Source organism: Veillonella sp. 3_1_44, from assembly GCF_000163715.1.
Lineage (GTDB): Bacteria > Bacillota > Negativicutes > Veillonellales > Veillonellaceae > Veillonella > Veillonella parvula_A.
This window is the reverse complement of record NZ_GG770199.1, coordinates 96273-109545: the sequence shown is the minus strand read 5'-3', so window position 1 is coordinate 109545 and position 13273 is coordinate 96273. Positions and strand designations below refer to the sequence as shown.

Annotated in this window: 15 protein-coding genes; 2 read left to right on the top strand and 13 right to left on the bottom strand. The window is 37.9% G+C overall.

Annotation, left to right across the window (positions count from 1 at the left end):
- Positions 1-26 precede the first annotated feature (26 nt).
- The 10 genes from HMPREF0873_RS00505 to HMPREF0873_RS00460 form a co-directional block, all read right to left on the bottom strand.
- Entirely contained in the window at positions 27-257 is a 231-nt protein-coding gene (locus HMPREF0873_RS00505) for an acyl carrier protein (RefSeq protein ID WP_004693441.1), read from the bottom strand.
- Positions 258-308: 51 nt separating this feature from the next.
- Positions 309-1052, bottom strand: a complete 744-nt coding sequence (gene fabG / locus HMPREF0873_RS00500; protein WP_008713711.1) for a 3-oxoacyl-[acyl-carrier-protein] reductase — start codon at positions 1050-1052, stop codon at positions 309-311.
- A gap of 1 nt (position 1053) precedes the next feature.
- A complete protein-coding gene (gene fabD / locus HMPREF0873_RS00495; RefSeq protein ID WP_008713710.1) occupies positions 1054-1995 on the bottom strand; it encodes an ACP S-malonyltransferase in 942 nt (313 codons plus the stop codon).
- A gap of 11 nt (positions 1996-2006) precedes the next feature.
- Complete coding sequence (gene fabK / locus HMPREF0873_RS00490; protein ID WP_008600662.1) at positions 2007-2951, bottom strand: enoyl-[acyl-carrier-protein] reductase FabK; 945 nt, start codon at positions 2949-2951, stop codon at positions 2007-2009.
- Between the two features lie 15 nt (positions 2952-2966).
- Entirely contained in the window at positions 2967-3962 is a 996-nt protein-coding gene (locus tag HMPREF0873_RS00485) for a beta-ketoacyl-ACP synthase III (protein WP_008713708.1), read from the bottom strand.
- Positions 3946-4974 (bottom strand): phosphate acyltransferase PlsX, encoded by a 1029-nt coding sequence (plsX, locus tag HMPREF0873_RS00480; RefSeq protein WP_008713706.1) that lies wholly within the window; start codon positions 4972-4974, stop codon positions 3946-3948. Before plsX ends, HMPREF0873_RS00485 begins: the two co-directional genes overlap by 17 nt.
- A 3-nt stretch (positions 4975-4977) precedes the next feature.
- Positions 4978-5538 carry a transcription factor FapR gene (gene fapR, locus HMPREF0873_RS00475; RefSeq protein ID WP_008713703.1) on the bottom strand — a complete coding sequence of 187 codons (561 nt, stop codon included), beginning with the start codon at positions 5536-5538 and terminating at the stop codon, positions 4978-4980.
- Positions 5539-5845: 307 nt separating this feature from the next.
- Positions 5846-6022 (bottom strand): 50S ribosomal protein L32, encoded by a 177-nt coding sequence (gene rpmF / locus HMPREF0873_RS00470; RefSeq protein ID WP_004693428.1) that lies wholly within the window; start codon positions 6020-6022, stop codon positions 5846-5848.
- A 25-nt stretch (positions 6023-6047) separates the two neighbouring features.
- Positions 6048-6560 (bottom strand): DUF177 domain-containing protein, encoded by a 513-nt coding sequence (locus tag HMPREF0873_RS00465; RefSeq protein ID WP_038125328.1) that lies wholly within the window; start codon positions 6558-6560, stop codon positions 6048-6050.
- Positions 6561-6660: 100 nt separating this feature from the next.
- Entirely contained in the window at positions 6661-6795 is a 135-nt protein-coding gene (locus tag HMPREF0873_RS00460) for a rubredoxin (protein ID WP_004693422.1), read from the bottom strand.
- 546 nt (positions 6796-7341) lie between these two features.
- Here HMPREF0873_RS00460 and HMPREF0873_RS00455 point away from each other — a divergent pair.
- The gene (locus HMPREF0873_RS00455) at positions 7342-8295 is read left to right on the top strand and encodes a nitronate monooxygenase (protein ID WP_008713701.1); all 954 of its coding nucleotides are present in this window, start codon (positions 7342-7344) and stop codon (positions 8293-8295) included.
- Between the two features lie 21 nt (positions 8296-8316).
- Positions 8317-8865 carry a gamma carbonic anhydrase family protein gene (locus tag HMPREF0873_RS00450; protein ID WP_008713700.1) on the top strand — a complete coding sequence of 183 codons (549 nt, stop codon included), beginning with the start codon at positions 8317-8319 and terminating at the stop codon, positions 8863-8865.
- Between the two features lie 92 nt (positions 8866-8957).
- Here HMPREF0873_RS00450 and HMPREF0873_RS00445 read toward each other — a convergent pair whose 3' ends face one another.
- The 3 genes from HMPREF0873_RS00445 to nrdD form a co-directional block, all read right to left on the bottom strand.
- Positions 8958-10196, bottom strand: coding sequence for a chloride channel protein (locus tag HMPREF0873_RS00445; protein WP_008713697.1), 1239 nt, complete (start codon positions 10194-10196; stop codon positions 8958-8960).
- Positions 10197-10198: 2 nt separating this feature from the next.
- A complete protein-coding gene (gene nrdG / locus HMPREF0873_RS00440; protein WP_008713695.1) occupies positions 10199-10696 on the bottom strand; it encodes an anaerobic ribonucleoside-triphosphate reductase activating protein in 498 nt (165 codons plus the stop codon).
- 255 nt (positions 10697-10951) lie between these two features.
- The gene (gene nrdD / locus HMPREF0873_RS00435; protein WP_004693410.1) at positions 10952-13102 is read right to left on the bottom strand and encodes an anaerobic ribonucleoside-triphosphate reductase; all 2151 of its coding nucleotides are present in this window, start codon (positions 13100-13102) and stop codon (positions 10952-10954) included.
- Positions 13103-13273: the final 171 nt, after the last annotated feature.

Genomic DNA, 13273 nt, shown 5'->3' with positions numbered 1-13273 from the left:
TTCGGTTGAATTGTTAGCTTTACAGCTTATTTAGCAGAATCAATATATTCTACTGTATCCTTAACGGTTTTAATTTTTTCTGCAACGTCGTCAGGGATTTCAACATTGAATTCTTCTTCAAATGCCATGATCAATTCAACGATATCTAAGGAGTCAGCGCCTAAGTCGTCGATGAATGTAGAATCAATGGTAACTTCAGCTTCATCAACGCCTAATTGTTCCACAACGATTGCTTTAACTTTATCGAAAGTGTTCATTAGTGGTTCACCTCCTTTCAAAGTGTATTTATATATAGTCTAATTTTACAACTACATTACCATGCCACCATCAACATTGATGACTTGACCCGTAATATAATTAGCAAAATCGCTAGCAAGGAATGTTGCTACTGTTGCTACTTCTTCGGCATCAGCCATACGGCCCAACGGAATTTGAGTAACCATAGCTTCTTTAACTTTTTCTGGTAATACATCAGTCATATCTGTATTGATAAAGCCTGGTGCAATAGCATTAACTGTAATACCACGGCTAGCCAATTCTTTAGCACAGGACTTAGTAAAACCAATTACGCCCGCTTTAGAAGCAGCGTAGTTAGTTTGACCAGCATTACCAATAACACCTACAACAGATGTCATGTTGATAATATGACCAGAACGTTGTTTCATCATGATTTTAGATACTGCTTTAGTTACCAAGTATACACCTTTAAGGTTGATATCAATTACAGCATCAAAATCTTCGTCTTTCATTCTCATCAACAAACCGTCGCGCGTAATACCCGCATTATTTACGAGAATGTCAATGTGACCAAATTCTTTATGAGCTTCTTCCACCATGGAAGCAACTTCATCAGCATTTGCTACATTAGCTTTAAATTTAATGGCTTTTCGGCCTAACGCTTGTACAGCTTCAACCGTTTCTTGTGCTGCACCTTCGCTACCGCTATAGTTTACTACAATATCAGCACCAGATTGTGCTAGATTGATAGCTACAGCGCGACCAATGCCACGGGATGCGCCAGTTACAATGGCTACTTTACCCTCTAAATGCATTTTATCGAACCCCCTTCAAAAATTCAAGCGTTTTCTCTAAGGATGCAATGTCTTCAACATTAGCTAATTCCATATCTTTGTTAATCTTTTTAGTAAAACCTGTGAGTACTTTCCCAGGCCCCACTTCAACAAAGCGAGTAACACCAAAGTTTACCATTTCAGTTACACAATCTTCCCACAAGACAGGGTTAGCGGCTTGAGTAACTAAGGACTCTTTAATATCATTTGCATTAGTCAAAATCTTGCCAGTAACATTTGCAACTACAGGAATTTGTGCATCACACACTTGGATCTTATCCAACTCTTCCTTTAACCGAAGAGCTGCGGGTTCCATCAAACGGCTATGGAATGGAGCACTTACCGGAAGCATTACTGCGCGTTTTGCTCCTGCTTCTTTCATTTTTTCAGCTGCTGTTTCCACCGCTGCAGTTTCACCGGCAATAACGATTTGTCCAGGGCAATTGAAGTTAACTGCTTGTACAGAACCTACAGAAGCATTTACTTCTTCACAGATTTCTACAACTTGCTCACGAGGTAATGCCAAAATTGCTGCCATAGCGCCTTTACCCAATGGCACAGCTTCTTGCATATATTCACCGCGTTTATGAACTACATATACTGCGTCTTTAAAGTTCAATACACCGGCTGCTACTAGAGCACTATACTCACCAAGACTATGCCCGCCTACGATGTCAGGCGTAAAGCCTTGTTCTTTTAGAATTTCATAACAAGCTACGGATGCAGTCAAAATAGCTGGTTGTGTATTTGCTGTTTTAACGAGCTCTGTATCAGGACCTTCGAAGCATAATTTACTGATAGAATAACCAAGTGCCTCGTCAGCTTCTTCAAAACGTTGTTTCACAATAGGGTACGCATTATACAAATCTTGTAACATGCCTACTTTTTGAGAACCTTGACCAGGAAAAACAAATGCCGTTTTCATTAGGGGCCTCCTTATTTACTAAGACCTTGAAGATTCTTAATCACAGTTTCAGCTTCAGTCATAATATCTTTAATGATAGTTTCACATGGTTTAACATCTGTTAACATACCAGAAATTTGACCGATCATTACAGAACCTTCTTTTACATTACCCTCAATAGCAGCTAAACGAAGTGTACCAGCACCTAATGCTTCCAATTCCTCTTTAGATCCACCACTGAATTCAAGGGATTTATATTTATGAGCTAACGCATTATCTATAATACGTACAGGATGACCTGTTGTTAAACCAGTCATAACTGTAGCACGATCTTTTGCTTTCAATACAGCATTTTTATAATTTTCATGGGCAATACATTCTTCGGATAATACGAATCGTGTCCCCATTTGTACCGCTTTAGCACCTAATGCAAATGCCGCGGCCATACCACGACCATCTGCGATACCTCCGGCAGCAATAACTGGTACATCTACAGCATCAACTACTTGAGGAATTAATGCCATAGTTGTAATATCACCTACGTGACCACCAGACTCTGTACCTTCAGCAATAATTGCATCAATACCACCACGTAATAAGCGCTTTGCTAGTAATACTGATGCAACTACAGGAATAACTTTTGTACCAATTTCTTTCAAAGCGGGAACATAAACACCAGGATTACCTGCACCTGTAGTGATAACAGGAACACGTTCTTCCACGACTACTTCCATAACCTCTTTTACAAATGGAGACATGAGCATGATATTACAGCCAAAAGGCTTACTAGTGCGCTCTTTTAATTTATGGATTTCATTACGGAAAATATCAGGAGGCATATGACCAGCACCAATAATCCCAAGTCCACCAGCTTCAGAAACGGCTGCCGCTAATTCTGCAGTACCGAGCCAAGCCATGCCACCTTGAAAGATTGGATACTCAATCTGCAATAAATCACAAATGTCAGTCTTAATCATCTTGATGTGTCCTCCTTAATACCATTTCAAGACCAGGCTTGCCCATGTTAGGCCTGCACCAAATCCTGCAAACGCAACATTATCACCGCGTTTGAAACGTCCCTCGCGATTAGCTTCATCAAGTGCAATCGCTACAGACGCGGCAGATGTATTACCATACTTATGTAAATTAACAAAAACTTTTTCCATCGGCAGATGTAAACGTTTGGCTGCCGAATCAATAATACGAATATTCGCTTGATGAGGAATGAAGTAATCTAATTCATTTAACTCCATATCAGCACGTTCTAAGGATTTTAAAACCGTACGTCCCATCGTTTTAACGGCAAATTTATATACTTCAGGGCCATCCATATGAATAAATGTTAAGCCCTCTTCTACGCGTTGATCATTTGCTACTACAGCAGTGCCACCTGCAGGAATGCAAAGCGCTGATCCTCCAGTGCCATCGGCGCCCATATCAATACCTTTAATGCCATAGCCTTCAGGTACTTCAGATACTACTGCAGCCCCAGCACCATCACCAAAGAGGATACATGTACCACGATCATTCCAGTTTACTCGACGAGAAAGAATTTCTGCCCCCACAACGAGTACTTTTTTATAAATACCAGAGCTAATATAACTAGCGGCAGTAATCAATCCATATACAAACCCAGAGCATGCCGCTTGTAAATCATAGGCTGCAGCGTTTTTAGCTCCTAAGTTTGCTTGCAATACACAAGCTGCCGAAGGAATAATCATATCTGGTGTTAGAGTAGCAAAGATAATCATGTCGATATCCTCTGCAGAGACATTAGCCATTTGCATAGCTTTTTTTGCTGCCTCGGTCGCCATATAGGATGTATTCATACCTTCCGGTGCAATGCGTCGTTCTTCTATACCCGTACGCTCTCTAATCCATTGATCATTGGTATCAACCATTTTTTCAAGATCAAAGTTTGTTACTACATTGTCAGGAAGGAAGCTCCCAGTACCAATGATTCCTACAGGTTTATTCATCATAGTCATACTTTAAGGCTCCTTCAATATCCATCGTTTCTCTTATGTGTTGAATAATTTTACGCTCTACTAAATCACTAGCAATTTCAATAGCAGTTTTTATTTCTTTTGCTTTAGAACTACCATGAGCAATCATGAATACCCCATTAACTCCTAAAAGTGGAGCACCACCATTTTCTGTGTGATCCAAACGTTTTGCCATCTTTTTCAAGGCTGGCTTTACAAGCATAGCTCCTATCTTGGCAAAAATACTTCCTGCCATGATGCTATCCTTTACTAATTGCGTAAGACCTGTTACTAACCCTTCCGCAAATTTAAGTACCACATTGCCTACGAATCCATCACATACGACAACATCAACGGCACCTTTAGGAATATCACGACCTTCAATATTACCTTTAAAATTGATAGTCTTCATACCCTCCAAAATCGGATACGTCGCCAATACGACATCGTTCCCTTTTGTGGCTTCTTCGCCAATATTTAATAATCCCACAGTAGGATTTTCTTTACCTAATAAAAGCTTAGCGTATTCAGATCCCATCAAAGCACCTTGAACAAGATGTTTAGGTTTACTATTGGAATTTGCACCAGAGTCTAACATAACAGTAATTCCATTGACTGTTGGCATCGGAGTTGCAATAACAGGGCGATCAACCCCCTTAATACGACCAAGCCCAAACAAAGCCGCTGCAACAGCAGCTCCCGTACTACCTGGAGCAATTACAGCATCACAACGATTATCCCGAACCAACGAAGTAGCGACCACAACAGATGCATCTTTTTTCTTGCGCAATGCTTGACCTGGATGTTCATCCATACCGATTACCTGGCTAGCATGATGTACAGAAATACGTGGATTCTTAGCTTCATTATTAGCTTCTAATATATCAAAAATTTGCTGCTCATCGCCGACGAGCACCACTTCAATGTGTTGATTTGCTCGTACGGCTTCAATGGATCCAAGTACAGTCTCCATTGGAGCAAAGTCGCCACCCATGGCGTCTATTGCAATTTTCATAATTTACACCCTATTCTCTACGGATTCCATAATAAATTTTGCGCGAAACACTTCTTTTATTTTATCTCTTATTATAACCCAAATAAAGAACTTATTACCTCGGCGACGAATAATTTCTGCTTTCGCTACCAAATTAGTACCAGATCCTACTGGGTTCTTATATTTTATATTTCCAACTTCCGCAGAGCAAACAGTCGTCCCCATAACCGCTTTTGCAAGGGAATTTGCTTGAGCATATAAATACTGCGGTTCTACATATCCGAATTGATCTTCCATATCAGCCGTAGTACGTAACATAGATAATGCTTGGTGCCCCTCGGTGACATCAATCAATTCACCAACCACTTCATATGATACATGTTCTACCATTTCATGTGATTGACCTGTAGCCATAACACGAATGCGTTCACGCAATTCAGGAATACCCAATTCTAGTCGATCGAGACGAATTGTTGGCACACTTACACCAAAGTGTGTTGCCAATTCTTCATCAGTAAGAAATGGCGTAATATTCAGTTTTTCTTGTAACTGCTTCTGGCGCTCTTGCTTCTTTAACCGACTCATGGGACCACCTTTTATGACCTAGTATTAATATTACATCCTAAGTATATACAATAATTCCCTTATTGGCAAGACTTTTCATACATATAGTAAGAAATTTTCATAGCATATACAAAATATAGTTGTTTTTTTATATTTTAGTATTTTTGTTTATAAAAAATAAAAATGTATCACCATCTTATAGAATAATCATACTATAAAATAGTGACACACTTGCTATTGATAACGAAACATATAAAATTATGAGTGTATAATTTGAAAGCATATAAAAAAGACGCCTACTAGGTAGGCGTCTTTCTCCACTCACATATTAAGCATTAGCTACTACTTGTTCACCTTTATAGTGACCACATGTAGGGCAAACACGATGAGGCATCTTAGGTTCGTGGCATTGTGGACATGCTACATAACCAGGAGCTTCTAATTTCCAATTAGCACGACGACGATCGCGACGGCATTTAGACAATCTACGTTTAGGTACTGCCATTATCTGCACCTCCTTAGTACAATCATTAGGATAATCTATCATCTTTCTCATCAAGCAAAGCACGTAACTCTGCAAATCGAGGATCCACCACAAAGGATTCACAAGAACAAGGTGAAACATTCAAATTTGCTCCGCAATGAACGCACAATCCTTTGCAATCATCCTGACATAACACTTGAGAGGGCTCATTGATGATTAATGTATCCCTAATTAGTTCAGTTAAGTCAATTTCTTCTCCATCAAAAGAATTCACATCATCCGCAGCATCTCGACAATCACTAAAGATTTCCTCAAAGAAATCTTTTCGATAATGTTCTGTTGTATTTAAACAACGGGAACAATCATAATTGCCTTTAGACTGAATCGAACCTTGAACGATGTAATTTTGACCATCAAACCAAAACTCACCACTAATGGTTATATCATGACGGCTCCAAGGAAAAGCAGTTACGTCACCAAGCTCTGAGGCTGATATCGTATAGCTATAAGGAAATTTCTTTCCTATATGTTCTTTTGCTTGCTCTACTTGCAGTTTCATAATCTTACCTCGACTCATAATATTATAAACATGACATGGTGCTTTGTCAAATAAAAAAGACTATCTCAAGTGGACTTAAGATAGCCTTTTGGTAAATCAATTACATTTTTTCGAATTGGTCTTTACCAACACCGCAAATAGGGCAAACATAATCAGCTGGTTGATCTTCGAATTTTACGCCTTCAACAGCTTCGTCATAAACCCAACCACATACTACGCATACATATTTTTCCATGTGTATTTCCTCCTTCACTTGAAAATTATTGTTTAATGTTTATCTTTAATTAATTCAGATACTCTATCTGTAATGTAGTATATCAAAGACATCGAAACTTTTCAATACTCATTTTCTTATTTTCTCATTTTTTATAATATTTAATAATCATAGATACTATGCGGTTTTCTACTACTCAACTCATTTGAAATATATTATCATTTAGTTTTTTATCTTTAGACTACTGCTAAACAGTTTATTCTAATCTGATAATTAGAAATTAATTCTAAAAACATATTGTTTAAAGAAATAACTATAATAACCTTATCTAAGGTGTACATAATTACTATATTATACTATTATATAGAGAAGAGATTATATGATTACATATAATCTCCAAACAATAATAAGCTTAATCTCTTTAGTATATAAGTATATACTGATATATTCTTGACTTTATTAATGCTCTATTTCTTATATAAGAAAATAAAATTATTCTTATATAAAATTCTCGTATAAAGGTTTAATAAAGTTTCAGTAAATTTAATTGTTATCATAGGAGGCTTTATGAGAACAGCGTTAACACAACTTTTACAAATCGAATATCCTATTATCCAAGGCGCTATGGCTTGGGTATCTGAACACAAACTAGTTGCTGCCGTAGCTAATGCAGGTGCTACAGGTGTAATTGCTCTTGGTGGTCGTGATGCAGAATGGACGCGCAACGAAATTCGTGCCTGTAAAAACTTAACGGATAAGCCTTTCGGAGTCAACCTCATGTTAATGGCTCCTAATAAAGACGAACTAGTGGATATTATCATTGAAGAAAAGCCTGCATTTGTAACACTTGGAGCAGGCAATCCTGTACCATATATTAAACCATTGCAAGATGCAGGCATTAAAGTTATCCCAGTAGTTCCATCTCTAAAACTTGCTAAACGTATTGAAGAAGCTGGTGCTGATGCAATTATTATTGAGGGTATGGAAGCCGGTGGACATATCGGTAGCCAAACAACCATGTCCTTAATGGAAAATATTTTACCTGAGATTTCTATTCCTGTTGTTGTAGCAGGCGCTATCGTAGATGGTCGTGGTATTGCAGCAGCATTATTGATGGGTGCTGAAGGTGTACAAATGGGTTCCCGTTTTTTGTTAGCTGAAGAATGCCAAGCCCACATAAATATGAAAGAAGCAATTATCAAAGCCACAGATACAGACTCTGTTGTAACAGGTCTGCTCTCCGGCCACGGTGGAGTACGTAGCTTAAAAAACGAATTCACTACGCGTTACTTAGCTGCCGAAACAGATGGTGTTACTACTCCTGAAGAACGCACTAAAATGTCCCAAGGCACTAACAAACGTGCTGCTATCGATGGTGATGTTGTAAATGGTGCCGTACAAGTTGGACAGGGTTTGAACCGACTTACTACTATTGAACCTGCTCACACTATAGTACAAACAGTAATGAACGAAGCTATCATGTCTATTCGTAAAGCACAACGTCTTATTGAAATCGTATAATTAATAAATTAGGAGTTCCTTATGTTACCATTTCACGGAAAATACCCCAAATTAGATCCTAAAAGTTGTGTTATGCCTGGTGCAGAACTTGCAGGTGATGTTGAACTAAAAGAATATGCTTCCATTTGGCAAAACTGTGCACTTCGCGGTGATGTAAATAAAATCGTAGTAGGTCGCTATTCTAATGTACAGGATAACTCTGTATTACACGTTGATGATGACAAGGCTTGCATTCTTGGAGATTATGTAACAATTGGCCATGGTGCGATAGTACACGCTAGTACTATCGAAGATAATGTATTAGTCGGAATGGGTGCTATTGTATTGAGCGGTTGTCATATTGGCTCTGGTTCTATTATTGCTGCTGGTGCAGTCATAAAGGAGAACACTGTAATCCCACCTAATTCTTTAGTTGTTGGAATCCCAGCTCGCATAGCTCGTACAGATGATACGCAAATTGAACGTATTCACAATCAAGCGCTAAAATATAAACACTTATGGACTGTAGAATACGGCATGCTTCCTGATGCGGGTGGCGAGGAATACGATAAGAACGCAAAAATTGTATAATTACATATACATTAAAAGCGGATAGTTGATTAACTCAACTATCCGCTTCTTTTCTATATATTATATTCACTTTTATTAACTACTATTTAGCGTTACTTAGCGCTATTTAATTTTGATTGAATGATTTGCTCTACCATAAGTGCTGTCCCCATTGTTAAAGCTATAGGAAACAACATTTCTACAGAGAAACGGGATAACTCAAGCATAAACACACAGGATGTCATAGGCATTTTTTGTGCAAGGCCTAAGAATACTACGGCCCCTACAAAAGCAGCCATACCTAAAGATATCGGCGCTACTGCAATAGACCATACAGTGCCAAATACGATGGCTAAAGTGCTACCTAACATCATAGATGGAGTAATACGACCACCATATGCACCAGCGGCCAAGGCAAGTAAAACAGCTACCCATTTGGATCCAAATAAGCCCAATGCATATGTCCATGTGATATCGTTCGTAAAAGTCAACTCATTGCCTGCTTTACCATTTCCAAGAATTTCAGGAAAATACATAGATAAGACACCAATTAGTGTAAATGCTACGATAGAAATGGGAATCATTACAGGACTACTACGATGAATGGCAGGTAGCTTACCTTGTGTAATATTAAATAAAACAACACCAATTGCAATAATAGCTCCTAATGCAATAGAAAACTCTACATAGTGACTACCCAAACTAGGTTGTGCCATTGTATATTGAATGACATCTCCTACACCAGCTTGTCGCGTCACAAATGTAGCTAAACCACAACATAAGAGGGCTGCACTCATAGCACGTACATTCCAAGTAAGAAGCAAAGTTTCTAATGTAAAAATTGCCGCAGATAATGGTGAATTATAAACTGCAGCTAGGCCAGCACCTGCAGCACATGCAATTAATAATTGACGGTCTTCTTGCTTTATATCAAAATGTTTCACTAGAAAGGTGGTAATACCAGCGCTAGCCTCACGTGGTGCAACTTCTCGACCTAATGGAGAACCAATACCTACCGTAATTATTTGCAGTGTTGCATGTAAAACAGTAGTAATTGGATTCATATCCATTTTACCAGAAACTGCCGTTTTTATATCTACAACGCCTTTACCATATCTGTGAATCAAAACCCAACCTACGCCACCTATCACGCCACAGACAATTAAGGGTATTAATCGTTCTATCGGTGATACTCGGGCCACAGCTGCACCAAAGCTCAGATGATCAGCAGAAGAGTAATTATATACGAAATGTTGGATTCCATGTAATAAATGCGTATAGGAAGCCCCTACTAGCCCCGCTATAAAGCCAACTATAATAATGAGACCTATAAATCGTTTATCATATATCATATTTACTCCATCGCTAATACAATTTCCCCAGCCGCTAATGTCTTTTTAACATCAATGATACGCTGATTTGAGGAACCTCTGAAGCGCAATGCAGGGTCCTTAAGTTCGTCTACAAAACGACCATCTACGAGAATGTCAATTTCTTGTAATAAGGCACTTCGTAACTCATCTACTAAGATATCATCTATTTCATAGCCTGAATAGGCCCAAATCTTCTTTTCTGGCGCCGCTGCACGAACAGCTCTCACCACCGGTAATAAGCCTTGTACATTTTGAAATGGCTCCCCACCTAATAATGTTAAACCTGAACATGTAGGATTCTTCACATAGGAAACCACTAAATCTGTCTCAGCTTGCGTCCATACCTTACCAGCATTAAAATCTTGGTATTCTTCGTTAAAACAATTATAACAACAATGTGTACAACCTGTTACAAATATAGATGTACGAATCCCTTCTCCATTGGCAATATCATATTGTCTTATTTGCCCATATCTCATCATAACCTCCATAGTAGTGCCTATCAACTTTGATCAACACTATATAGATATATTTCAATTTCTCATATATACAGTAAAAGCTGTGCCTTAGGCACAGCTTTTACCATTTAAAACTATCGTATTTAGAACTAAAATCATATCTATTAAAATATCCACATCATTAGATGTCTATGATAATTATATTAATCTATATAACAGTTTATCTTAATATGCTTAATATACAGGATAATTATTAAAACTATACCTCTAATAATCTTAAATGTGCATTACACGATCTTTAATTTCCTTTGTGCGCCCCTCATTCCAGAAGTTTTCACCAAGGTATCCACAAGTACGACGGATAACAGTTAATTTATCGCGATTTGTATTGTGGCAACGAGGGCATTCCCACTCGTTATGTTCGTTTACCTTGATTTCGCCATCGAAACCACATTCGTGACAGTAGTCAGACTTGGTATTGAATTCAGCGTAAGAAATATGATCATAAATATATTGAATCATAGTCAAAACAGCTGGAATATTATTAGTCATATTAGGAATTTCCGCATAGGAAATACAGCCACCTGTAGATTTCTTTTGGAACTCAGATTCAAAAGAGAACTTGTCAAATACATTAATTTCTTCTCGTACGCTTACATGATAACTATTAGTATAATAACCTTTATCCGTAATATCTTCAATAATACCAAAACGAGCGCGATCCAAAGAAGAGAATCGATGGGTTAAACTTTCAGCAGGTGTACCATATAATGCGAACCCCATGTTATGTTTAACTCGCCATTCATCAACAGCTGCATTTAAACGATCCATAATCTTCATCGCAAAAACGCGACCTTTCTCGCCCGTATTCGATTCACCGGTAATTAAGCGAGTTGCTTCATAAATACCAATATATCCCAAGGAAATAGTCGCATAGCCGCCAGTCAAGAATTTAGCAATTTTCTCGCCTTTTTTAAGTCTTGCAATGGCACCGTGTTGCCAATGGATTGGCGACACATCGCTCACTACGTCCTTAAGTAATTCATAACGAAGCATTAGAGCTTTTTCTGCTAACTCAAGTCGTTTATCTAAAATTTCAAAATATCGTTCTTCACTACCTCGGGCTAGAATGCCGATTTGAGGTAAGTTCAAGCTTACTACACCAATGTTAAAACGTCCATCAAACTTGTATTCACCATTTTCATCCTTCCAAGGAGATAAAAAGGATCGACACCCCATAGGACTAAAGACATTACCTGAGTAGTTTTCCTTCATTTTTTTCGCAGAAATATAATCAGGGTACATACGCTTAGCTGTACATTGTGCTGCCAATTCAGTTAAGTAATAGTATGGACTATCTGGTGTTACATTATGCTCATCAAGAACATAAATCAGCTTAGGAAAGGCCGGTGTAATATATACATCAGCTTCGTTTTTTACACCTTTAATACGTTGGCGCAAAATTTCTTCTGTAATAAGAGCCGCTTCCTTCGCGTATTCATAGTCTGGTTGGAAATACATAAATAATGTAACAAATGGAGATTGACCATTTGTAGTCATCAATGTATTAATTTGGTATTGAATAGTTTGAATACCATCTTTAACCTCTTTACGCGTACGTTTCCACGCAATTTCACGAGCCTTTTCCATATTAGGCTCCATGCCGTAAATCTCAACTTGCTCTTCAATAACATTATTGAGGATTTTTTCATAAGATTTACGTACGAATGGTGCCAAAATACGATCAATACCATTAATACTTTGACCACCATATTGACCAGATGCTACTTGTGCAATAATTTGTGTTGTTACAGTACAAGCAACTTGGAAGGACTTAGGAGTATCGATTTTCTTACCATTGATTACTGTACCATTTGTAAGCATGTCTTCCAAATTAATTAAGCAACAGTTAAACATAGGTTGAATAATATAATCCATATCATGGAAGTGGATGGCCCCACTATCATGAGCTTCTAAAATATCAGTAGGAATCAATTTACGACGAGCAATATCTTTAGATACTTCACCAGCAATTAAATCCCGTTGGGTAGATACTATAGCAGCATCCTTATTAGAGTTTTCATCAAGAACACTTATATTACTGCGATCTAATAAACCAATTACATCATCATCAGTTGTATTTTGACGACGTTTAAAAGCTTGAACAGCTTTGTAACCTTCATAGGCACGTGCCGTTGCAGGATTATGATACTCAATCAACTTATAATACACTTGATCTTCAATAGCATAAATTGTCATGTCTTTTTGAAGCTTAGTAGCATATTCCTCAATTTCATTTGCAATACGCTGTGCCAAGCCCTCTTCGTACAACCCTGTACTACTATGTTCAGCCTTTTCAATAGCCAAAGCAATCTTGTTCTTGTCGAATGGTACCTTTGTGCCATCTCGCTTAATGACCTGCAACATATTGGCAACCTCCCCATCTTGTTACTGCCAAAATATATGTTAAGACGTATAAAAAGTATGGCAAATCACACTTTTTATAAATTTATATGTAAAAATGTGAAGAATTATTAAAAAAACCCTCTATTTTTACCGCCTTCTCAGTATACTATATATGGTGGTTGTTTTCAACCC

Coding starts and splice junctions, on each gene's coding strand:
- HMPREF0873_RS00505 (WP_004693441.1), bottom strand. CDS start 257: ATGAACACTTTCGATAAAGTTAAAGCAATCGTTGTGGAACAATTAGGC.
- fabG (WP_008713711.1), bottom strand. CDS start 1,052: ATGCATTTAGAGGGTAAAGTAGCCATTGTAACTGGCGCATCCCGTGGC.
- fabD (WP_008713710.1), bottom strand. CDS start 1,995: ATGAAAACGGCATTTGTTTTTCCTGGTCAAGGTTCTCAAAAAGTAGGC.
- fabK (WP_008600662.1), bottom strand. CDS start 2,951: ATGATTAAGACTGACATTTGTGATTTATTGCAGATTGAGTATCCAATC.
- HMPREF0873_RS00485 (WP_008713708.1), bottom strand. CDS start 3,962: ATGACTATGATGAATAAACCTGTAGGAATCATTGGTACTGGGAGCTTC.
- plsX (WP_008713706.1), bottom strand. CDS start 4,974: ATGAAAATTGCAATAGACGCCATGGGTGGCGACTTTGCTCCAATGGAG.
- fapR (WP_008713703.1), bottom strand. CDS start 5,538: ATGAGTCGGTTAAAGAAGCAAGAGCGCCAGAAGCAGTTACAAGAAAAA.
- rpmF (WP_004693428.1), bottom strand. CDS start 6,022: ATGGCAGTACCTAAACGTAGATTGTCTAAATGCCGTCGCGATCGTCGT.
- HMPREF0873_RS00465 (WP_038125328.1), bottom strand. CDS start 6,560: ATGAAACTGCAAGTAGAGCAAGCAAAAGAACATATAGGAAAGAAATTT.
- HMPREF0873_RS00460 (WP_004693422.1), bottom strand. CDS start 6,795: ATGGAAAAATATGTATGCGTAGTATGTGGTTGGGTTTATGACGAAGCT.
- HMPREF0873_RS00455 (WP_008713701.1), top strand. CDS start 7,342: ATGAGAACAGCGTTAACACAACTTTTACAAATCGAATATCCTATTATC.
- HMPREF0873_RS00450 (WP_008713700.1), top strand. CDS start 8,317: ATGTTACCATTTCACGGAAAATACCCCAAATTAGATCCTAAAAGTTGT.
- HMPREF0873_RS00445 (WP_008713697.1), bottom strand. CDS start 10,196: ATGATATATGATAAACGATTTATAGGTCTCATTATTATAGTTGGCTTT.
- nrdG (WP_008713695.1), bottom strand. CDS start 10,696: ATGAGATATGGGCAAATAAGACAATATGATATTGCCAATGGAGAAGGG.
- nrdD (WP_004693410.1), bottom strand. CDS start 13,102: ATGTTGCAGGTCATTAAGCGAGATGGCACAAAGGTACCATTCGACAAG.